Source organism: Anaerobacillus sp. MEB173 (assembly GCF_052119505.1).
Classification (GTDB): domain Bacteria; phylum Bacillota; class Bacilli; order Bacillales; family JBJMAU01; genus JBJMAU01.
In genome coordinates, this window is record NZ_JBJMAU010000004.1 from 363,483 (window position 1) to 385,229 (window position 21,747).

The following is a 21,747-nucleotide window of genomic DNA, read 5'->3' on the forward strand; positions in this document are numbered from 1 at the left end:
GGGGAATGAAGATGTTTACGAATAAAAGGGTCGCGTTTATCGGGGGCGGTTCAATGGCGGAGTCGATCATTTCCGGCCTGCTTGAACATAAACTGCTGAATGCAAACCAAATTGTTGTGACAAATCGTAGTAATCACTCACGCTTAAATGAGTTAAATAAAAAGTATCATATTGTTGCTACTACAAATAAACAAGAAGCATTACAAAAAAGTGATATTGTCGTTTTAGCTATGAAACCAAAGGATGTTGTCGAAGGCATTAATTTAATTAGGGAATACACAAATGAGAACCAATTGATTGTATCTGTTCTTGCCGGGATTTCAACAGAATATCTGTCAGATCTTTTGGGACATAATGCTCCAGTCATTCGTACAATGCCAAATACTTCCGCTGCAGTAGGGGCATCAGCAACAGCGATTGCACCTGGAAAATTTGCAACTGAAAACCATTTACAGCAAGTCGTTTCACTTTTTGAAGCAGTTGGCACGGCAACCGTTGTTGCTGAAGCAGATCTCGATGCAGTAACTGGTTTATCTGGCAGCGGCCCAGCATATATTTACTATCTTGCTGAGGCGATGGAAAAAGCTGCTGAAGAAACAGGATTAGAAAAAGGAATCGCCAAAGAATTGATTGTACAAACGATTCTAGGTGCAGCCATCCGACTTCAATCGTCTGATGAACCAACTTCTGTTCTCTACAAGCAAGTGATGAGCCCTGGTGGCACAACAGAAGCTGGCTTTGAAGTATTAAAGAAATATAACTTCCAAGAAGCAATGACCGAGTGTGTAAAACGAGCAACAACACGCTCAAAGGAACTCGGTGAAATTTTATCGAACGTTTCGAAATAGGTTGTTATAGTTTATAGTTCATAGTTAAAAAAGCCATCGATTGATGGCTTTTTCTACTTTTATAAAACGGTATCATTATTTTTTAAAACTGATCAATTTCATTTCGGTCATTTCTTCAATAGCATATTTTAATCCTTCACGGCCAAGTCCACTTTCCTTTATCCCACCGTATGGCATATGATCTACACGATAAGTTGGAATGTCGTTAATCATCACGCCGCCAACCTTCAATTTTTCAGCTGCTTTTAAAGCAAGATCAAGTTGGTTTGTGTAGATTCCTGCTTGAAGACCATATTTTGAATCATTCACAAATTCAATCGCTTCGTCCATAGAGGATACTTTATTAATAATGACAACTGGAGCAAATACCTCTTGGCACGACACTTTTGCTTTATGGTCAACATTCGTAAGGACAGTTGGATACAGCATATTTCCTTCACGCTCACCACCTGTTAATACGTTTGCTCCTAACTCCTTCGCCTCATTAATCCATTCAAGTGCCCGATCAACATCTTTCGGTGTAATTAAAGCAGAAATATCCGTATCCTCTTTAAAAGGATCACCGATTTTCAATTGCTTTGCTTTTTTTACAAAAGCATCAACAAATGCATCATGGACTTGTTCATGAACATAAATCCGCTGCAGCGAAATACAAACTTGACCAGAGTTAGCAAACGAACCAGTTACTGCCCGGTCAATAATAGCAGCAACATCGGCATCATGGTTCACAATTAACGCCGAATTCGAACCTAGTTCAAGAGTCACTTTTTTCAAGCCTACCTTGCTGTGGATTTTCTTACCGACTGGCGGGCTGCCAGTAAATGTTACTGCTTTGACACGATTATCTTGAACGAGCTTTTCTCCGACAATATGACCATACCCCGGAACAACATTAAGTACACCAGCTGGCAATCCGGCTTTTTCAGATAATTCAGCGACGAAGAGTGCTGATAATGGTGTCTGTTCCGCTGGTTTTAATACAATTGAATTTCCTGCTGCAATCGCCGGTCCCAACTTGTGGGCGACTAAATTCAACGGAAAGTTAAAAGGAGTAATTGCTACGACCACTCCGAGTGGCTCTCTCACTGTAAACGCAAGTCGTCCTTCTCCGCCAGGTGCTGCATCCATTGGAATCGTCTCGCCATGAATACGACGAGCTTCTTCTGCAGCAAACTTGTAGGTCATAACCGTCCGAGCTACTTCTACACGAGCTGCCGCAATTGGTTTGGATGATTCTAGTGAAATGATTCTTGCGCATTCCTCTTCATTTTCTTTGATGAGTGCCGATAAGTTTTCTAATATCGTCGCTCTCTCATGAGCCGTCATTTGTGCAATGATTTTACTGCCTTCTTCAGCCGCAGCTAGAGCAAGCTCTGTTTCAGCCTCCGTTGCAAAGGCGACCTCGGCTACTTTTTCGTTATTATATGGAGAAAATAGTGGTTCATAATTTTCAGCTTCATATTGTTTTCCATTAATATATAAGTGCTTTTTCAATTGCTTCATTCCTTTCTGCTAACTAATTCAACAATGACTTCACAAACGATATCGAGTCCCTCCTGAAGTTGTTCATCGGTAATGACAAGCGGACATAGAAACCTAACTACGTTTCCATATAATCCCGCTCCAAGCAAAACAACTCCCCGACGGTTCACTTCTTTAACAATGTTTACAACTAGCTCTTTTGCCGGCTTTTTCGTAACTGGATCTTGAACAAACTCAACTGCGGTCATTGCTCCTAATGTTCGAACATCCCCAATTTCATTTACTTCCTGTTGCAGCGCTGTAAATCGGTCAACAATTTGCTTTCCAATTTCATTTGCCCGGCTCGGTAAATCATCGCGCTCCATCAGTTCAATCACTTGTAAAGCGGCTACACAACCAAGTGGACTCCCTCCATATGTGCCTCCTATTTCCCCAGGATTAGGGGCTTCCATAATTTCTGCTTTACCAGTTACGGCACTAATCGGAAGACCGGCAGCAATGGATTTTGACATTGTGATGAGATCTGGGACGATGTCATAATGCTCCATTGCAAACATTTTTCCTGTTCTTCCAAAACCCGTTTGGACTTCATCAGCAATGAACAAAATATTATTTTTTTCACAAATCGCCTTTACCCCTTGGACAAACCGTTTTGAAGGCGAAATAAAGCCACCCTCTCCTTGAACAGGCTCCATGATAACTGCAGCAACATCATCCGCCGAAACTTCTGCCAAAAAGAAGTCATCAAACCGAGACAGAAGATGGTCATCGAGCTCTTCATTCGTCATCCCGACAGGCTTGCGGTAATAATACGGATAGGGCATCTTATACGTATCTGTCGCAAACGGACCAAAGCCATACTTGTAAGGTTTAACTTTACTCGTCAGTGACATCGCCATAAATGTTCTTCCATGATAGCCACGATCAAATGAAATAATTGCTCGACGATTTGTATATTTTCGCGCGATCTTCACCGCATTTTCCACTGCTTCAGCACCACTATTTAGGAAAAATGTTTTCTTTCTATGTGTACCTGGGGTAATCTCATTTAATTTTTCAGCTAAAGCAATATACGGTTCATACATCATGACGTGAAAACAAGTATGAATGTAATGATCCAATTGCTCCTTTAATGCTTGAACAACCTCAGGAGGGCAATGACCGGCATTTATTGTCCCAATTGCACCGGCAAAATCAATAAACGTATTCCCATCTACATCTGTTAACAGAGCACCTTCACCTTTTTGAACAAAAGTCATTGCTGTATTAAAAGGACCTCTTGGTATAGTATCATTTCGACGTTTTAATAGCATTTCCCCTTTTGGACCAGGAATTTTTGTATTTAATCGAATAAATTTTCTTTGTGATGTCATTCAGATTCCTCCTCAGCGTCATCTGTTGCGTCCCCACACCAATCAATTAATGTTAGAGCAATAATTTCAGCTGCTTGAAAGATACTGTCCAAATGAATATATTCATTTGGAAAATGTGCCAAATTTGTTACCCCTGGACCAAAGACAATCGAAGGCGTGCTTCCAACTTGTGTTAACAGACCTCCATCCGTCCCCCACGGTGAGGCTTCAACAATTGGCTTCTTGTCACATACATCCTCATAATTTTTGGACAAGGCATCCATCAGTGGATGATCTAATTCAATCGCTCCTGGCAACCATCTCGCACCAAACCATTCAAGTTCAACGGGGCTTTCTTTAAACCAAGGATCAATGTCTGCAAGTCGCTCTACCCATTTTTCCAGCTCATTTTGTGCGTCTTCAATTCGTTCATTTGGAGCAATTCCAATTCGTCCTTCAAGCTTCACGACATCTGCAACAGAGGATGGCCAATCTCCCCCTTCAATTTTACCGATGTTAATTGGAATCGGAATTGGAATTTGAGAATATAATGGGTCATCAATCCGTTCATTACGAATCTTCTCCAGCTTTTCAATTTGGTTAAGAACGACGATACTTTTTTCAATTGCACTAACGCCATGGTATCTCGTACCTCCGTGAGCCGCTCTTCCTTTGACATTGAGGCGAAACCACTTTGAGCCTTGCTGCTTTGGAAAAATCTTTAAATTTGTTGGTTCCGGAATGATTGCTGCATCAGCTGTATACCCTCTTAAAATTGCGGCCAATGTTCCTGCACCACCACTTTCCTCTTCAACAACACTATGAAAAATAACATCGCCTTTTAATTTGATGTTAAGGGATTGCAATGCTTCAATTGCCAAAAGTAAGGATACATTCCCGCCTTTCATATCTGTTACACCACGGCCAAACATTTTCCCATCAATGACCTCACCACTGTACGGATCATGATTCCACTGCCGCACGTCTCCCTCAGGAACAACATCAACATGACCATTTAATACAATCGACCTTCCACCCCCGCTTCCTTTTAGGACACCGACAACATTAGGACTACCTTCAAATGTCTCTCGTGAAGAAAAAAAGTAGGGGTGTTTTTTCAGTTGTTCACCATCAAGTTCCCATATATCAACATTCAAGCCAAGCCTAAACAACTTTTCTGCGACGATTTGTTGAACCTTTGCTTCATTTCCTTGTGTACTTGGAACTTGAACTAACTGTTTTAAAAAGGCAATACCACCTTCTCGATTACCGCTTAGCCACTCACGTACTATTTTTTTTGTAGTGGACATCACACTCACACCCTTTCGATAACATTAATTCGTTTTAATTTCAGGTGCTAAATGCAGTGGTGCTTCTGTTGCCGCTACAACTTCGTCAACAGAGTATGGGGGCATTACTTCTTTTAATACAAGCCCAGTCTGTGTAACTTCAATAACCGCCATATCCGTAATGATTAAGTCAACACAAGCCTTCGCAGTTAATGGCAATTGACATTCTCTCGTAATCTTTGATTTTCCATAACGATCTAAGTGGTTCATTAAAACGATGACTTTCTTTGCTTTTTGGGCTAATTCAATCGCTCCACCCATTCCAGGAACTCGTTTTCCTGGGACAATCCAGTTTGCCAAATCACCAGATTCACTGACTTCAAGTGCTCCTAGTATCGTTACATCTAATAACCCGCGGCGAATAATCCCAAAGGCAATCGCACTATCAAAATAAGAGGCACCTGTTACAATCGTAATCGGATAGCCCCCAGCATTACATAGATTCGCATCTTCACTCCCCTTACTTGGACTAGGACCCGTTCCTAAAATGCCATTTTCAGCATGAAACATCACATTCATTGATGATGGTAAATGATCGGCTACTAATGTTGGAATCCCAATTCCTAAATTGACGATCATGCCATCGTTAATTTCCTGTGCAGCCCGCTTAGCTATACGATGACGGACCTCTACTCCCATACCCATTTCCAATTCACTCCTTTCGTTGGAATGACCATATCAACAAACACTCCAGGTGTGATAATCTCTTCCGGAGCAAGTTCACCGACCGGAACAACTTCTTCAACTTCGGCTATAGTTACATTACCGGCCATTGCCACGAGGGGACTTGTATTGCGGGCGCTTTTGTCATAAATTAAATTGCCAAAGGAGTCAGCTTTTTTTGCATAAACAATCGATACATCAGCAGTTAACGCTGATTCGATTAAAAAACGTTTGCCATTAAGTTCAATCGATTCTTTTCCTTTGGCAACAACGCTATCAATACCGATGTCTACGAGAATGCCACCTAACCCAACACCACCGGCCCGAATTCGTTCAACTAGTGTTCCTTGTGGAGAGAATTCTACCTCCATTTTTCCTTCATGCATTAATTGTCCAGCTATAGGGTTTGAACCGATATGAGAGGCAATTAATTTCCGGGCTCTTCCTAGACTTACGAATCTTCCTATTCCAATTGAAGGAAAACCAGCATCATTTCCGATTAAACATAAGTCCTTCACTCCTGTATCAATCATACCTTGAATAATTGTTGGCGGATTTCCGATTCCACCAAAGCCTCCGTACATTAAAGTAATACCGTCTTGAATGGACTCTAATGCTTTTTCTAATGTGGTTACTTTAGTCATCTTTGTCCCCCCTTCATGGTAACGTAAGTAATCCTTTTTGCTTCAACTCTAGTTCAACAGCTTCAATTGTTTTCTTAAACAAAACGACTAATTCTTTCACTTCATTTTCCGTAATAACAAGCGGTGGAGTAATTAATACCGCACTGCCTCCAATTCCGTCATCCCCAGCTGCTGCAGGATAGAGGAGGAGTCCTTTCTCCATGGCTTTATTAATTACAAGATTAGTAAGGTTGATCTCTGATTTAAATGGCACTTTATTTACTAGATTTGAAACAAATTCAACTCCCACGAGTAACCCTTTCCCTCTCACGTCACCGATAATAGGATGGGAAATAGCTACCTGACACAATTCTTTGAAAAGAAAGGTGCTTTTTTCTTCTACTTTTTCAATTAGCTTTTCCTTTTCAATATAATGTAAGACTGCTAACGAAACAGCAGCCGACTGAGGATTTGCACTATACGTATGACCGCTCATAATTAACTTTGAACCATTCATGATAGGCTCCATCACCCGGTCACTAACCAGCGTTGCCGCCATTGGGGTGTACCCTGCACTCATTCCTTTTCCTAGAGCAATAAGATCAGGGACAACTCCCCAATGGTCCATTGCAAACATTTTTCCTGTTCGGCCAATTCCAGTCATTACTTCATCAGCAATAAATAAAATTTGGTTTCGCTCACAAATTTCTTTAATTTTCACATAGTAATCTTCTGGTGGAACTACCGCTGCAGCTGCTGCACCAATAACTGGTTCCGCAATAAAAGCTGCAATATGTTCCTTACCGACTCTTTTAATCGCTCTTTCAAGCTCCTCAGCACAAAAAATATTGCACTCCGGATATGTTTGATGGAAAGGACAACGGTAACAGTAAGGTGCTGAAACAGTTGGCCATTCCTCTAATAAAGGAACAAAACGCTGTCTTCGCCCAATATGCCCTGACATAGATAAAGCACCAATTGTGATCCCATGGTAACTCATCCAGCGTGAAAGAATTTTATTTTTTGAATGATGTCCCTTCTCCTGCCAATATTGAATCGCAATCTTCATTGCGGTTTCCGTGGCCTCAGAACCACTATTCACAAAAAAAGACCAATTTACATCACCTGGAGCTAGCTGTGCGAGCTTTTCTGCTAAACGTTCAGCCGGATCACTCGTAAATTGTGATCGATATACAAAAGAAACCTTGTTTGCTTGCTCATTCATGGCATTAATAATTTCTGGTACACCATGGCCAATACTTGCGGTCACGGCGCCAGAAGAAGCGTCTATATACTTTTTCCCATTCGTATCATAAAGATAAATGCCTTTACCTCTTAAAACAGTAGGGTAATCCTGGTCAAGGACCGGTTTAATTAAATGTTGCCGTTTCATATGTTTTACCTCCCTTCATGATGGGACGACTTTGACAACAGTTCAACAGCAAATGATTTCTTTCTTACAATTTTATTCAGCAAAATAGAATAATATCTAAAAAAACAATAAAAAAAGTACACCCCTGACAGAGTGTACTAAAAGTAAAATTCATCTTTTTGAAAGTAACCATCAACCAAATCTTCTATTTGTTGTGAAGACGGCCGATCACCTTGAAAATCAAACGTAATTTCCTCAACAAAATCTCCGTCTCGATATACCTGTAAAGCACCATTGCTATTAATAACACTATATTCTACTTCAAAAACATACCCATTTCGTTCAATTGCCCCCACAGAACCAACCCCTATCATTTATGCTGTTATTTATTATTCTGTAGGAATAACTCATTTATGCATAGATTACTGTTAATGATGGTAATGTGGAATATCTGTTGGAGGAGACGATGTCGAAATGATTCCGGCTACAATGATAATAACGAGTACAACCACCCATTCAGCTCTAATACTCCAATATAAACTATGAGGATTAAAAGGGCGACCTTCATCTAAATGCAACTTAAATTTTTTTAACAAATAAAACCGGTTTCCAGCAGCAAATATAAGGGCTACGAAAAACAGACCTGTTTTCAAAATCATTGCTTGTCCCCAAAAAGTTGCAAAAAGCTGATCAATAGATTGAATATAGACCATAGCAAGAAGTACACCAGAAATCGTCAATAAAATAATAAGAAAACCTGCTAATGTGGAAAAAGCCTTTACCTGATCATAATACCACCGCATGCATTCATTACGATCGAGCAACAATGACGATATTGCTAGTTGAGTTAACGAAATAAACCAAAACATTACGATCAATAGGTGAACAAAATGGACTGATATCATTTCATAATAATATGCATGACCGCTGTAAGAGAAACTTAGCACTAGCAATAGAATAATAAAACTTTTTAGTAGCCTCCTATTTCTCAAAAATATGACTAAGATTAATAACAATCCGACCAAAATTGGTCGCAACCAACTAATTACGCCAAATAATGTAGACGTTCCGATTTTCCAAAAGGCTTCAACTGGCTCCATTACCATAAATCCATAACTAATCTCATCTACATATAGATAAAAGTGAATCGCACTTGTTAGTGTCATTAAAATAAAACCAATTAGAGTTATCCTAAACTCATTAAATTTTCCCCTGAAAAAAAGTACACGCTTTGGAACATAACCATCCTCGTTCCAAACAAACCACCTTAAAAACAAAAATCCGCTCAAATAAATGACGATCAATAATTCTATAATTCTTAGTACAGTAAAAGACAATACTATCACCTTACAATTGAAAATGTAATATAGTTACTTCTTTTTTCTAAACAATATAACCGCAGCTAATAGTACACCAAAACCAATTAATCCAAAGAGTATCCAACTATTTGCAAAACCCCTTTCTTCAGTTGCCTCAGTCACTGTCTCTTCCTCTGCGACATCCTCCATATTATTTTCATGATCGGTTTCCACTTGCTGTTCTTCGTTTTCAATAACTTCTTGTTCTAATAAAGCATCTTCCTGCTCTTGTTGATACACTTTTGCTTTCTCAACAACCTCATCAAATGATAAAAAGACAGCTTCATCAGCTGAAGTAAGCTCAGTACGAACAGCAAATCGATAAGCTCCGTCTACAATATGAGTGTCCTCTGAAAGGATACGATAATAAACGTGATAAACTCCTTCATCTAGTTCAGCAAATTCAGCAATTAAATCATTCTTATCTTTATTACTTAACTCAACGTTAACAAACTCTCCCGTTTCTTTCATTAAATAGATCAAACTAAAATCATGCTCTATCCCTGCAGAGAATTGTAGCTCAATTAACTCAGGCGACTCCTGTAGGACCTCATTCTCTTTTGGGGAAAAATCAGTAGCATTCGAGTGAGCACTAACTGTCAAGTTAATACTTAAAAAACTTGAAAAAAGCAATATAATAGTAAATATTGTTGTTAACCTCTTAATCATTCATTTTTCCTCCTACACCTATATAACTTATAAAACCTATAAGCTATCACATATTTATTGTATATACAATTTCATATTATACAGTTATCCTAGTAAAACTTATATGACTCGATGGGGCTATTTTCAAATGACAAATCGCAAAAAGACAAAAAAAAAAGCACACCCCATTTGGAATGTACTTTAGCTTCCTGGCAACATTCAATTATACTTCTTACATTTCAATTGTCATATTCAAGTTACTAATTTTTATATTACACCGTTTTTATTATTCATATGATTTGTTAGAATATTTTCGACCGACTCGGAAAAGAACGATTCAATCGTGTTATCAGTTTTCCATCCAACATGAGGAGTTAATATTACATTGTTCATTCTTGTCAAAGGGTGATCTTTTTGAATAGGTTCGTTAATAAATACATCTAAACCAGCACCCGCTATCTGTTTTTTTTCAAGCGCTTCTATTAATGCATTTTCCTCAACAATATCACCTCTTGACGTATTAATAAAAAACGCTCCCTTTTTCATTAAACCAAAATGCTCTGAAGTTATTAAATTGATAGTTTCTGGAACACGCCTAACGTTAACAGTAATATAATCCGATTGTTGAAGTAAATGTTCTAATGACGAGAACGTCACATCCTGTTCATTGGCTCTTTCTTTTGTAAGTCTTGGTCCCCAAGCAAGAACATTCATTCCAAAGGCTTTTGCAATAGTTGCTACCCTTGAACCAATTTTCCCTAATCCAATAATTCCAATAGTCTTATTCTGTAAACCTTTACCAAATGTATCTCTCCATAACCCTTGCTTAACTTCTCTATTAAACTCAAATAACTGTCTAGAAAAACATAAAATGTATCCTATGATTAATTCAACTACTGCCATAGAGCCACCTGTAGTTCTTACAACATTAATTCCTAATTCTTTCGCAGCATTCATACCAATATGGGCTACACCAGATCCAGTTTGAGCAATAAGTCTAATTTTCTCCATTGATTCTAGTATTTTTTTTGGGAATTTTGTTCTTTCCCTTATTGGTATAATAATCTCAGCATCACGTATTCTCTCAATAAGCTCCTCTTCTGTTGGTCTATCATGATATGCTACAACACTATGATATTGTTTTAATTTGGTAATAGATTGACTATTTAATGAACTATATTCCCAATCATCTAAGAGAACTACCTTCATTTCATCCTCCTAAAAATCCACCTTAAATTAATGCGTATTTTTGTATACTTAGAATCAAACCATTATGCTAAATACAACTAAACAGTTTTAGAGAAACTATAGTTTTTTTCTTGACTTTCAGTTTCTTGCTTGGCCCAATAAATGTCGCTCGGAACAAAAACAAACCCTTCCATAATTGTTCTTGCTGTTCTTGGTACAGCTGCACGCTTTAGTATAGGTTGACCATTTAAATATTCGATTTCTATAGCCAACTCAATCGCACCTGATGGATGCCCTATTTTTACATCCTTTGAAATATTACCCTCATTAAAACTATTTTCACTAGAATTTCTATAAATTTCATTAACGATCGTTCCCTTAAGTAATGATGCAACAGCTGTACAAATTCCTCCTGTTACTGGATAAGCTTGATGCATAACTTCCATTGCAATTGCACGACTTAAAAAGTTAACATCACTTTTTGTAATCTTTGAACCATTTATTGTGAAATAATCATTTTTTTCCCCAACAAACATAATTTTTGGACTAGCAGGTGACAGTGTTGATGCCTCACTTACTGAATTGACAAACCCAAGTTTGTAAGCAGCTACTGATCTAATTTCTTCTATTAAATTAGCAGCATGATTAGGTAGTTCATGTGGCAGTTCAGTTCCAATTAAACCAATATCCGAAGCTCTAACAAATACACATAAATTAGCCACATCAATAATACTGACTTCAAATGTCTTACCTGTTGATAATGTTAGTGTATCCTTTACATTCCCAGTCGGAAGCAGCTTTCCTGTACGTGCGCCATCTGCATTAAGAAAATTTAATAGTATTTTTGCACCTGTTCCAGGCACTCCATTAATTTGAAAATCACCGTCAGTTTTGGCTTTTCCATTTAATACCGGTACTTCTGCTTGAATTATTTTTTTTGTATTGGTGTTATATATTCGAACCTTCGTAATCGGTTCTTCCACCTTTACAAGACCGTTATTTATAGCAAACGGACCAACACCCGATATAATATTTCCACAGTTGACACTATAATCAATAAAATGATCAGTAATACTAACTTGTCCAAATGTATAATCAATATCAGCATCTTCCCTATCTGATATTCGTACCATTGCAAATTTGCTCGTTAATGGATTTGCACCGCCTAATCCATCAATTTGACGAGTATCTGGGCTTCCATAAATTGATAATATGACATTGTCTCTTACAACTGGATCTTTCGGTAATTCGTTTTCTAGAATATAGATTCCTTTACTTGTCCCACCACGCATAATTGTTGCACTAATTCTTTCGTATTCTCTCATCTTTAAAACCTCCAAACTATTATCCAAGTAAACTTTTTGGCCAATATAAATTCATTACATCACTAAATAAGATCAAACAGACAAGAACGATAGATATTGAAATTGCAGTTTTAACAACACTAAATTTAGACTCCAAATAAAGAAAAGCTGCTAAAAATAAACCAGTTGCTACCAAAAAGCCAACTATATAAACCAAAACTACATATCCCAATAGCCAACTAAGATATTTTAAAGGCTTTGTAAACTGTAATTTTTTTAATTCTTCTGGTAAACCTTCTTTTTTCACTAGTGTTCTAAGCAGAATAATTGTGTAGATCAAGCATAATATTGCACCTGCGACGGTAATATACAATGGAAAAAATTTAGCAAGCCTTGAAAAAGTCATAGCTTCCAATGCAAGGGCACCAAATAGTAAAAATAAACAAAAAGAAAATAAAGTAGAACCTGCTAATTTACTCATATACCAACATCCTTACTTTTCTCATATCTTTCACTAATACGTTTCATAAAATAACCTCCGAATAGGAAAGCAATAATAATTACACCGATTACTATAACAACAGGTTTTGTTAACCATGTTAGTTCGTACCTATCCATTGAAATCCATAAATAACGCTCCGCAGATAAAGAAAGGACAAAACCAATTAAAAATGGCGGTTTAGGCCAATCAAGAGAATGCATGACAAGACCAAGTAACCCAATTAAAACAAAGAAGATAATGTCACCCCAAGAACGTGTACTTTGAAAAGAGCCAATTAGCAAAATTATAAACAGAAATGGTACAAGTCTGTTGGCTTGTATAGTACTAATACGTGAGATTGGTTTTATTAACAACAAACAAAGAATGACTCCAAATATATTAGCGATAACAAGTGTCCATATAACTGATAAAGTTACTGGCAAACCAGTAGTAAGCATAGTCGGTCCAGCCTGTAGCCCCATTAGCGTTAAGCCACCTAATAAAATCGCGGTCGTCCCACTACCTGGGATACCAAACATTAATGTAGGAATGAGTGCTCCACCTTCTTTTGCATTGTTAGCACTTTCCGGTGCTATAACTCCTCTAATATCACCCTGACCAAATTTATTATTTTTTACAGTTTTTTGTGCAGCACCATAACTTAACCAATCGACTACACTACCACCTAAACCTGGAATAAAGCCAATTATTGCACCAAAAACTGAACTTCTTACTACTAAAAACTTATTTTTTAAAGCATCCTTGATTCCTGTAAATATGCCACTTATGGCTCCGCCTTCAATTTTGCTATTTTTTGAAACTGCACTGTTAGTAGATAACATTTCAATCATGACAGGAAAAGCAAACAAACCTAGTGCAACAACCGCTAATGGAATCCCATTTGATAAATATAGAAAATCAAAAGTAAAACGGTATTCAGCTACTGCTGGTGCACTCCCAATTGAACCAACTGCTAATCCAAGTAAACCAGAAATAATTCCTTTCATCGGAGATTTACCAGATAATAAACCAACCATACTTAGCCCCAATAATGAGAGCATAAATAACTCTGGGGAACTAAAAGTTAATATAATTGGTCGTGCAATAGGAATCGTAATAAATAATACAATTCCCCCAATAATTCCACCGATCATGGAACAGAAAAAAGCTGCACCTAATGCTCTCGTTGCCTGACCTTGCTTCGCCAATGGATAACCATCCATAATGGTTGCTTGGGAACCGGAAGAACCCGGTATCCCAAGTAATATAGAAGGAAATGTATCAGAAGTATGAATAACAGCTACCATCCCTATCAACAATGCCATTCCAGTAAATGGATCCATCCCAAATATAAACGGTAATAAAAGCGACATTCCTACAGTCCCACTTAGCCCAGGTAATAAACCTACTAAAATTCCAAGTGAAATTCCAAGAAGCATAAAGCCAATTCTAGTAGGATCTAAAACCATACCAAGTGCCTCTAATGCTACATCGAACAAAAACATTACCCCCTTAACAAATGAAGTTACTCATCTAGCTGATTTAATTGATAGTTACATCATATTTTTGTTCTAGTAAGTCACGGACCCAATCTAAAACTTCTGAACGTGTGTTTAAAATATTTTCAATCATACCCTTTAATTCCTGACCAGTATAAGGTTGATAATTTTCAAGAATCTCTTTGCTTGCTTCTAAAAATTCTGGATCATTCGCAATTTTTTCTGCAGATTCTCGTAGAGCCTCAATTGCTTCTACTGGTGCATCATTGTGTGTCCAAATTACTTTTTGAACTGTATACGAAGCGTTTACAAATGCTTTGTAAGCTTCCCATGCATCGCCTGATGGCTCTTCACCATAAATTTCAACATATACTTCCTCTAATGTTGGTAGATCCGGAAAGACTGGATCTCGTACCAGATCCCCATGTTCATTAATTTGTCCTAATGAATAAAGAGGTACAGCTACTCCGCTATCAATTAATGGCTCAATATTCTGTAGATAAGCTGAAGTCGTTTGAAAATCGATATTCGCTTCTCCTTGCTCAAATGCTACACGTGCTGGTCCTCTTCCTTCATAACCAAGTATTGCTTGTACATCTAATCCAAGAACCTCAAAAGAAAGTAATGTTACTAAATCAAGTCCAATCGCACTAATTCCTGCAAAAACTAGCTTCTCATCAAGGTTTCCTAAGTCTGCTGGCTTGGTTACACCAGTATCTGGGGAAATGTATACTACAGCACCAGTTGGAGCTCCAATAATCGGTTCAAAATCTTTCAAATCATATTTAACCGCACTTTCTCCAAGTAAATATGGAGTATGAACAGATGCACTAGATTGAAGTAAATTATAGCCATTGTGCTCTCTCATATATGCAAATTCATTTGTACCTACTATTGTTTGACCACCTGGAACATTAATTACTTGGACTGACGGGCTACCAGACAAGTTTTCACCAATATATGGCGCCATAAATCTAGCAAATAAGTCGGTACCCCCACCTGCTCCGAATGGAACGACTATTTCTAATCCTTTATTTTCATAAAAGTTATCTTTTGTTAAATCTGATGCATCACCTGATGATCTATTACTACTATTACAAGCAGCTAGTACTGTTGATAGCGCTATCATTATTATTAAAAAGATGTTAAGTTTTTTCATAATTAACCTCCAAAATCTTTTTGTAAGTAGAGTTACTATATAGCATTCTTTTTATTTTTGTTAGAATTAGGGTGTTCTTTTATAAAATTTACAAAAGCGTTTGCAGTTGATAATTCAAGTACATTCTCATCATAAATTAACCAGGTCTTCCTAAATGTTTCTTCTTCATTGATATCAATCGTATAAAGATTCTCTGAACTACCTAATACAATTCTTGGGATAATAGCATATCCTAAGCCACATCGCACCATTTCCTTACATGTTTCGATTCTGTCTACAGTCATTGATACGAGTGGAGGATCCTTAAATCTCTCACGCCACCAAGAATCAATATTATTTTTCAAAGAAATATCTGTTTTATAATTAATCCTTGGTAGATGTGGCAACATATTAACTTTTAATGGAGTCTTGGAGATAATACATAACTTTTCTTCATCAATCATTAACTTATGATCATGCCAATTATGCTCTCCGCGAACAATCCCTAATTGTACTTCTTTATTCTCCTTTAGTTGCATTATTTTGGAACTCCAACCAGTTTTAACATTCACCTTAACTTCAGGATATTTTTCTAAAAACACCTTCAGCAGATTTGGTAAGTGATACAATGCAAAGTTACTAGAAACACCCAAACGTAACGAACCACTTACCTCATTACTTAGGTTTAAAATATTATCTTTAATATGTTGTAACTCAGATAACTTATCTTTTACATAGTTTAATAGGTACTCACCTTCTGATGTGAATTCAACACCTTTTGCGGTACGTAAGACAAGTTTTACCCTAAACTGTTCTTCAAGATGTTTTAAACGGTACGTTATCGCAGGTTGTGTTATATATAGTTTTTGGGCTGTACGAGTAATGTTTTTTTCTTCTTGAAGTGTTATTAATAATATCCAGTCTTGTTCGTCCATAGTAAGCCTCCGTAAAATGATAAAACCAATTACATTATCAAGAGAAACTACCACCTCCAAAGTTAATTGCTATAGATACAGTTGTTTTCATGATTATATGAAAACGCAATCAATTCTTCTGACTAAATCATACTCGCAAACAATAATCGTTTAAATATTTATAACATTCTTTCTATTTTTTCTGTTTTTATAGTTTTTTTTATTATTTCAATATTTACAATATATGGTAATGATTTTAAAGGCCCCTTCTTAGCTTTTAATTTAAAGTAAGAAAAAACTTTATATTCAAATAACTTCTTCCATTTGTAAAGGAAATTAAGTAAAATTATTAATAAGTATTATTTTTTTCAAATAATTGAAAGCGGTTTAACAACTAAAAGATATATAAGATAGAAAGTAATAATCAAAGAAATCGTTAACGTAGGAGTTGAAAATAATATGAAAGAGAAAACCTTGCCTATTGAAGTCATGATTATAGAGGATGATGAACTAGCAGCTGGTATATATTCTGAATTCATCAGTAAATTGAAATCTTTTAAAGTAACATATATTTCAAATAATGGGGAGCAAGCAATAAATATACTTCATCGATATAAACCCCAACTTATTCTCCTTGATATTTATTTACCAGACATAAATGGTGTTGATCTACTATGGAAAATAAGAAACCTATATCGCGATATTGATATCATTTTAGTTACTGCTTCAAATGAAGTTGAAACAGTAAAAGAAGCTATACGAGGCGGAGCATTTAGCTATATTATTAAACCTGTAATGATGAATAAATTTTTAGGTACATTAACTAAATATGAGGAAACTACCCGTACATTAAATAAGAGTGAAGTTTTCAAGCAAGCTGATGTTGATTCTCTTTTTTTATCATCTGAAAATACGACTACACAAATAAATAAAAATGAAGTTAATTTACCAAAAGGAATTGATAAATTAACACTTATCCGTATTAAAGAGAAACTTTTAACTTTAAACAATAGTATTAATGCAAATGACTTTGCTGATATTGTTGGGGTTAGCCATTCTACCGCTAGACGATATTTGGAATATTTAGCTTCTCTAGGTATAGTAGAAATATCTATTAATCATGGTGCAGTTGGCAGACCTGAAAGGAAATATAGTTATAAAAAAGGAACTTGAAAATAATATTAAACTAGTAACCTTTGTTATAAAAACAACATAACAGCAAAAGGGATGACAAATACGATAAAGAATACTCTTAAAATATGAATTGTAATAACAAAAGGGATATTTGCATTATAGGTCTCTGCTATAAATGTTATTTCACTTATTCCTGACGGCACTGCACTGCATAATGCAGTTGCATAATTAAACTTTAGAAAGCGTATTAAGATGAAGCCAATTAAGAGACCAATAGCTAATTGGATAACCGGGATAATTAACATTGAAAACCACACGTCCTGAATAATAGTTAAAGAATCACTGGAAAAGGATAAACCTATGTTACCACCAAGTAATATTTGGATTATCCTTTTTCCTTTTGCCGGAAATTTAGGTAACTTAGCAGTAAATAATTGAGCAATTGATACGAATAACAAGGCTCCTAACAGACCTCCTACTGGAACACCAGACCAAGCCCCAATTAACCCACCTATGATTGATAACACTAGTAGTAAAACCCAAGATTTCATGATATTTTTTGATCTCCTTTATTTGTACTTTTCCTATAAAGAAATTTCATCAGTAATGAAAACAATGACATAATAATTAATATTCTTGTAAAATGAGCCAAAACGACAACAGGGGCTTCTACACCAAGAGCATCAGCAATCATCGCCATTTCATAAATAGCACCAGGAGCTGAACTTAATATAGCAACTGTTAAATTAAAATTAAATATAAATACTAATATTGCTGAAATAATGATAATGATTAGCGCAATACCAAAAAAAATAAGGGATACCGTAATCCCAACTTGTCTAATATAATCTTTTTTAAAGTCAATAAAAGTTGCTCCTAGCATAGCCCCTAGTAAAATTTGTAAAAGAAATAAAACTTCACTTAAACCACCAAACGTCAAATCTCTAATAGAGTTAAAAAATCCAACAAAAACCATTGCCCCAATCATATAACCAAGTGGCAGCTTTAATTTAGAGCCCACTATTCCTCCAATCGTGGAAAAAATCAGGAATAAAGTAAAATTAATCATTTTTTATAAATCAACTCCTAAGAGTAAAACAATATCTATTATGAATTTAATACAATTTCACAGATTTATAAAATAATGGATATTTATTGAAGTTAATAAAAATTTTTTATAGGAGAGAAAAAAGTGGTTTTACCAGTAGCAAAAATCGGGAAGCCCAATGAGAGATCCCCGATTTTTGCTACTAGCATCAGATAAGTGGAATTTATTTATTACATCTTAGAAAGGAAAGTTGTTAATGATGAGTTTGCATAAGATTATCAATTTTTTATACCATATTTTTCATTTAGTAATTCACGAACCCAATTTAGTATCTCAGGTGATGTATTAAAAGCATTATCAATCATGACTTTAAGTTCTTGCCCTGTATATGGTTCATAATTCAATAGTACATCTTGTCCTTGATCATAAAAATAAGAGTCATTAACGGCTCTTTCAGCTGCCTCATGTAGTGCTTCTACCGCTGCATCAGGTGCATCACTATGTGTCCAAATTAATTTTTGAATAGTATAAGATGAGTTAACAAAAGCTTTATAAGCTTCCCAGGCTTCTCCTGAAGGACTTTCACCATAAATCTCAATATAAACTTCTTCTAATGTTGGTAGGTCATTAAATATGGGATCCCTTATTAATTTACCTTGTTCATTTATTTGACCAAAAGAAAACAGTGGAATTGCTTTTTGTTTTTCTACAAGTGGTGCAATATGGGTTAAATATGAGAAAGTTGTTTGAAAATCTATCGTACTACTACCTTGCTCAAATAATACACTTGAGGACTTCCTTCCATGAATATCAAAAGATGTTAGTACATCTATACCAAGTACTTCAAATGATAATAGTGTAACTAGATCTAGTCCAGTAGCACTTATTCCCGTAAATATTAGAGGTTCTTCAGGATTTAATAAATCAGTTGGTTTTGTTACCCCTGTTTTCGGGGAAACATAAACAACCCCACCTGTTGGGACACCTATTATAGGTTCAAGATCTCTTAAATCATATTTAACAGCCCTTTGTCCTAATAGATAAGGAGTGTGAACAGAAGCACTAGATGCAAAGAGCCTATAGCCATTTGGTTCACTCATATATATAAATTCATTTGTACCAATAATGGTGTTATCACCTTCAATATTCAAGACCTGTATTGAAGGATTCCCAGTTAGATTTTCGCTTAAGGAGTGAGCCATAAATCTTGCAAATAGATCCGTTCCGCCTCCAGCTTCAAACGGTACAATAATCTCAATTTCTTTGTCTTCATAGATAGAGTCCTTATTTGGGACATCCATATTACTAATAGGTTGTTGATCATTACAAGCTATTAAAACAACAGTAACGATCATTAATAATATCCCAGAAAGCCACACCCTATTTAAGATCTTCTTCATCATTTTATATACCCTCCTTTACAACGACCATTTCAGATAACTTAAATTGTAATCATAGTTTATTTTTTCAATATTACATACCTTTTAAAATTTATTTGCTACAATAATAAAATAAAAGTAATAAAACTAAAATATCATATACTTAATTTACTTAAGAAATCTTTAATTTTCATCAATAATTCTATTACTATATTAAATATTAATTTCTTTTGGAGTGTTTGTAAAATGTTAAAACGAATAAGTCTTCTCTGGAAAATAGTACTTCTTGTTACAATCCTAATTGGGTTAAGTTTGACACTAGCTAAAATTATAATAGATGAGAGGTTTAACACTGCTGTAAATGAACATTATGGAGACAGTGCAATGATTGTTGCAAAATTAATTGCAAATGACCCGGAAATAATCGCTGCTTTTTATAAGGACCAACCTCATATGTATATCCAGCCTATAGCTGAAAATACTAGAAAAACAACTGGTGCTAGCTACATAATTGTTACGAATTTAGAGAATATACAATATTCACACCATACACCAAGCCAAATTGGCACTAAAATAGGATTTAATATGGATGAAGTTATTCAAGATGAAGCTTCAGTTATGTTTCAAGGGGTTGGATATGATGGTTCTGCTACAATTGCCCAAACCCCTATTTATGATCGAAACCGAGAAATCATTGGTGTTGCCACGGTTGGATTTTATTATGATGACCTCAAAGCTCAAATTAACAAGTTTAATAGTTCAATCTTATTTTATTTCTTAATTATTTTTTCACTCGGACTCTTTGGAGCATATCTCATTTCCAAAAGTGTTAAAAATATGATCTTCGGCTTAGAACCAGAAGAAATTTCTTATCTCTTTAAGGAAAAAGAAGCAATATTAGAATCGATAAGTGATCCATTAATAGCTGTTAATACAAAGGGACAGATTGTTTCAATTAATAAAACAGCTCGAGAAATGATTTACTTTAAAGAGATTAAGAAAGGTGCTAACCTAAATTTACCATATATTCTCGAAACCATTGACATTATTAAATCTAATTCTTTGTTTGAGAATAATAAAAAAGTAATCATTGATAATCATGTTTTTATAATGAACAGTTCGCCTATTTACGAAGAAGAAGAGTTAAAAGGAGTAGTATTTATTTTTCATCCATTTTCAGAGCTAAAACAATTAATTAATGAGGTTTCAAAAATTAAGTCATTTACAGATAATATGCGAGCACAAAATCACGAATTTCAAAACAAATTAAATACTATATATGGCTTATTCAAATTAAATAAAACAGAACAGGCATTAGAACTTATTTCTCAAGAAGTTGAGCAAAGGCAAGAATTCACAAATTTTTTAATGCATTCTGTTAAAAATCCCTTAATTGCTGCTTGCTTACTAGGGAAGAAGAATCGAGCTTCTGAATTAAAAGTTTCATTAATTATTGACGAGAATAGTGAATTAAATGTTTTTCCAGATAGTTTAAATGAACAAGATGTAATGACAATTATAAGTAATTTAATTGATAATGCATTAGAAGCTGCTTTTAATAAGAATGGTGACAAAGGAAAAGTATTTGTGTCTTTTACAGATCTAGGACCTGACATTATTTTTGATATTGAAGACAATGGTAAAGGGATTTCTGAAAAAGAAGAAATGATGATTTTTAAGGAAGGATATACTACGAAAACTTCAAGTAATAACGGTATTGGCCTATCAATTGTTAAAAATACTCTTGCTGCTTTAAATGGTCAACTTTTTATTAGCAAGAATTCTATGGGGGGAGCAAGTATAACTGTCTCCATACCAAAACAAAGTAATAAAAATTAAATATAATATTAAACTCGACTTTGATGATATTTAAGGTCGAGTTTATTTTTCACTAATGTAATCTAATATTCTATGTCCTAAATAGATACAAAGCAAAAAAGCACATCCCATTTGGAATGTACTTTAAC

Annotated in this window: 21 protein-coding genes; 3 read left to right on the plus strand and 18 right to left on the minus strand. The window is 35.6% G+C overall.

The features are described from left to right. Positions 1 to 11 precede the first annotated feature (11 nt). Positions 12 to 848: a pyrroline-5-carboxylate reductase gene (gene proC, locus ACJ2A9_RS11690; protein ID WP_441421827.1), complete on the plus strand. Its 837-nt coding sequence runs from the start codon at positions 12 to 14 to the stop codon at positions 846 to 848. A gap of 75 nt (positions 849 to 923) precedes the next feature. On the opposite strand, the gene ACJ2A9_RS11695 is transcribed toward proC, so the two are convergent. From ACJ2A9_RS11695 to ACJ2A9_RS11765, 15 genes are all read right to left on the minus strand, one after another. Further along, on the minus strand, positions 924 to 2,351 hold the full coding sequence (locus ACJ2A9_RS11695) for an aldehyde dehydrogenase family protein (RefSeq protein WP_441421828.1): 1,428 nt from the start codon (positions 2,349 to 2,351) through the stop codon (positions 924 to 926). Next, complete coding sequence (gabT, locus tag ACJ2A9_RS11700) at positions 2,348 to 3,703, minus strand: 4-aminobutyrate--2-oxoglutarate transaminase (protein ID WP_441421829.1); 1,356 nt, start codon at positions 3,701 to 3,703, stop codon at positions 2,348 to 2,350. Before gabT ends, ACJ2A9_RS11695 begins: the two co-directional genes overlap by 4 nt. Next, on the minus strand, positions 3,700 to 4,992 hold the full coding sequence (locus ACJ2A9_RS11705; protein ID WP_441421830.1) for a peptidase: 1,293 nt from the start codon (positions 4,990 to 4,992) through the stop codon (positions 3,700 to 3,702). Before ACJ2A9_RS11705 ends, gabT begins: the two co-directional genes overlap by 4 nt. A gap of 24 nt (positions 4,993 to 5,016) precedes the next feature. Next, positions 5,017 to 5,676, minus strand: a complete 660-nt coding sequence (locus ACJ2A9_RS11710; RefSeq protein ID WP_441421831.1) for a 3-oxoacid CoA-transferase subunit B — start codon at positions 5,674 to 5,676, stop codon at positions 5,017 to 5,019. Then, a complete protein-coding gene (locus tag ACJ2A9_RS11715; RefSeq protein WP_441421832.1) occupies positions 5,661 to 6,338 on the minus strand; it encodes a CoA transferase subunit A in 678 nt (225 codons plus the stop codon). The genes ACJ2A9_RS11710 and ACJ2A9_RS11715 overlap by 16 nt, the downstream gene beginning before the upstream one ends. A 13-nt stretch (positions 6,339 to 6,351) precedes the next feature. Next, on the minus strand, positions 6,352 to 7,710 hold the full coding sequence (locus ACJ2A9_RS11720; protein ID WP_441421833.1) for an aspartate aminotransferase family protein: 1,359 nt from the start codon (positions 7,708 to 7,710) through the stop codon (positions 6,352 to 6,354). Positions 7,711 to 7,847: 137 nt separating this feature from the next. Further along, positions 7,848 to 8,045 carry a DUF5370 family protein gene (locus ACJ2A9_RS11725; protein WP_441421834.1) on the minus strand — a complete coding sequence of 66 codons (198 nt, stop codon included), beginning with the start codon at positions 8,043 to 8,045 and terminating at the stop codon, positions 7,848 to 7,850. Positions 8,046 to 8,117: 72 nt separating this feature from the next. Continuing rightward, positions 8,118 to 9,026, minus strand: a complete 909-nt coding sequence (locus ACJ2A9_RS11730; RefSeq protein WP_441421835.1) for a copper resistance D family protein — start codon at positions 9,024 to 9,026, stop codon at positions 8,118 to 8,120. A 33-nt stretch (positions 9,027 to 9,059) separates the two neighbouring features. Continuing rightward, positions 9,060 to 9,716 (minus strand): copper resistance CopC family protein, encoded by a 657-nt coding sequence (locus ACJ2A9_RS11735; RefSeq protein WP_441421836.1) that lies wholly within the window; start codon positions 9,714 to 9,716, stop codon positions 9,060 to 9,062. Between the two features lie 246 nt (positions 9,717 to 9,962). Further along, positions 9,963 to 10,904, minus strand: a complete 942-nt coding sequence (locus tag ACJ2A9_RS11740; protein ID WP_441421837.1) for a D-2-hydroxyacid dehydrogenase family protein — start codon at positions 10,902 to 10,904, stop codon at positions 9,963 to 9,965. A 77-nt stretch (positions 10,905 to 10,981) separates the two neighbouring features. Next, on the minus strand, positions 10,982 to 12,208 hold the full coding sequence (locus ACJ2A9_RS11745) for a 2-methylaconitate cis-trans isomerase PrpF family protein (RefSeq protein ID WP_441421838.1): 1,227 nt from the start codon (positions 12,206 to 12,208) through the stop codon (positions 10,982 to 10,984). A 19-nt stretch (positions 12,209 to 12,227) separates the two neighbouring features. Further along, positions 12,228 to 12,668 carry a tripartite tricarboxylate transporter TctB family protein gene (locus ACJ2A9_RS11750; protein ID WP_441421839.1) on the minus strand — a complete coding sequence of 147 codons (441 nt, stop codon included), beginning with the start codon at positions 12,666 to 12,668 and terminating at the stop codon, positions 12,228 to 12,230. After that, positions 12,665 to 14,173, minus strand: a complete 1,509-nt coding sequence (locus ACJ2A9_RS11755; protein WP_441421840.1) for a tripartite tricarboxylate transporter permease — start codon at positions 14,171 to 14,173, stop codon at positions 12,665 to 12,667. The genes ACJ2A9_RS11750 and ACJ2A9_RS11755 overlap by 4 nt, the downstream gene beginning before the upstream one ends. Before the next feature lie 37 nt (positions 14,174 to 14,210). Continuing rightward, a complete protein-coding gene (locus ACJ2A9_RS11760; RefSeq protein ID WP_441421841.1) occupies positions 14,211 to 15,326 on the minus strand; it encodes a hypothetical protein in 1,116 nt (371 codons plus the stop codon). A gap of 35 nt (positions 15,327 to 15,361) precedes the next feature. Then, positions 15,362 to 16,240 (minus strand): LysR family transcriptional regulator, encoded by an 879-nt coding sequence (locus ACJ2A9_RS11765; RefSeq protein ID WP_441421842.1) that lies wholly within the window; start codon positions 16,238 to 16,240, stop codon positions 15,362 to 15,364. A 438-nt stretch (positions 16,241 to 16,678) separates the two neighbouring features. Here ACJ2A9_RS11765 and ACJ2A9_RS11770 point away from each other — a divergent pair, with 438 nt between their 5' ends. Beyond that, positions 16,679 to 17,392, plus strand: a complete 714-nt coding sequence (locus tag ACJ2A9_RS11770; protein WP_441421843.1) for a response regulator — start codon at positions 16,679 to 16,681, stop codon at positions 17,390 to 17,392. 26 nt (positions 17,393 to 17,418) lie between these two features. On the opposite strand, the gene ACJ2A9_RS11775 is transcribed toward ACJ2A9_RS11770, so the two are convergent. The 3 genes from ACJ2A9_RS11775 to ACJ2A9_RS11785 all read right to left on the minus strand — a co-directional run bounded on the left by ACJ2A9_RS11775 (position 17,419) and on the right by ACJ2A9_RS11785 (position 19,804). Further along, positions 17,419 to 17,904: an AbrB family transcriptional regulator gene (locus tag ACJ2A9_RS11775; RefSeq protein WP_441421844.1), complete on the minus strand. Its 486-nt coding sequence runs from the start codon at positions 17,902 to 17,904 to the stop codon at positions 17,419 to 17,421. After that, positions 17,901 to 18,422: an AbrB family transcriptional regulator gene (locus tag ACJ2A9_RS11780; protein ID WP_441421845.1), complete on the minus strand. Its 522-nt coding sequence runs from the start codon at positions 18,420 to 18,422 to the stop codon at positions 17,901 to 17,903. The genes ACJ2A9_RS11775 and ACJ2A9_RS11780 overlap by 4 nt, the downstream gene beginning before the upstream one ends. A 257-nt stretch (positions 18,423 to 18,679) precedes the next feature. After that, positions 18,680 to 19,804 (minus strand): hypothetical protein, encoded by a 1,125-nt coding sequence (locus tag ACJ2A9_RS11785; protein WP_441421846.1) that lies wholly within the window; start codon positions 19,802 to 19,804, stop codon positions 18,680 to 18,682. 222 nt (positions 19,805 to 20,026) lie between these two features. Here ACJ2A9_RS11785 and ACJ2A9_RS11790 point away from each other — a divergent pair, with 222 nt between their 5' ends. Then, positions 20,027 to 21,619 carry an ATP-binding protein gene (locus ACJ2A9_RS11790; RefSeq protein ID WP_441421847.1) on the plus strand — a complete coding sequence of 531 codons (1,593 nt, stop codon included), beginning with the start codon at positions 20,027 to 20,029 and terminating at the stop codon, positions 21,617 to 21,619. The last annotated feature ends 128 nt before the right edge of the window (positions 21,620 to 21,747 follow it).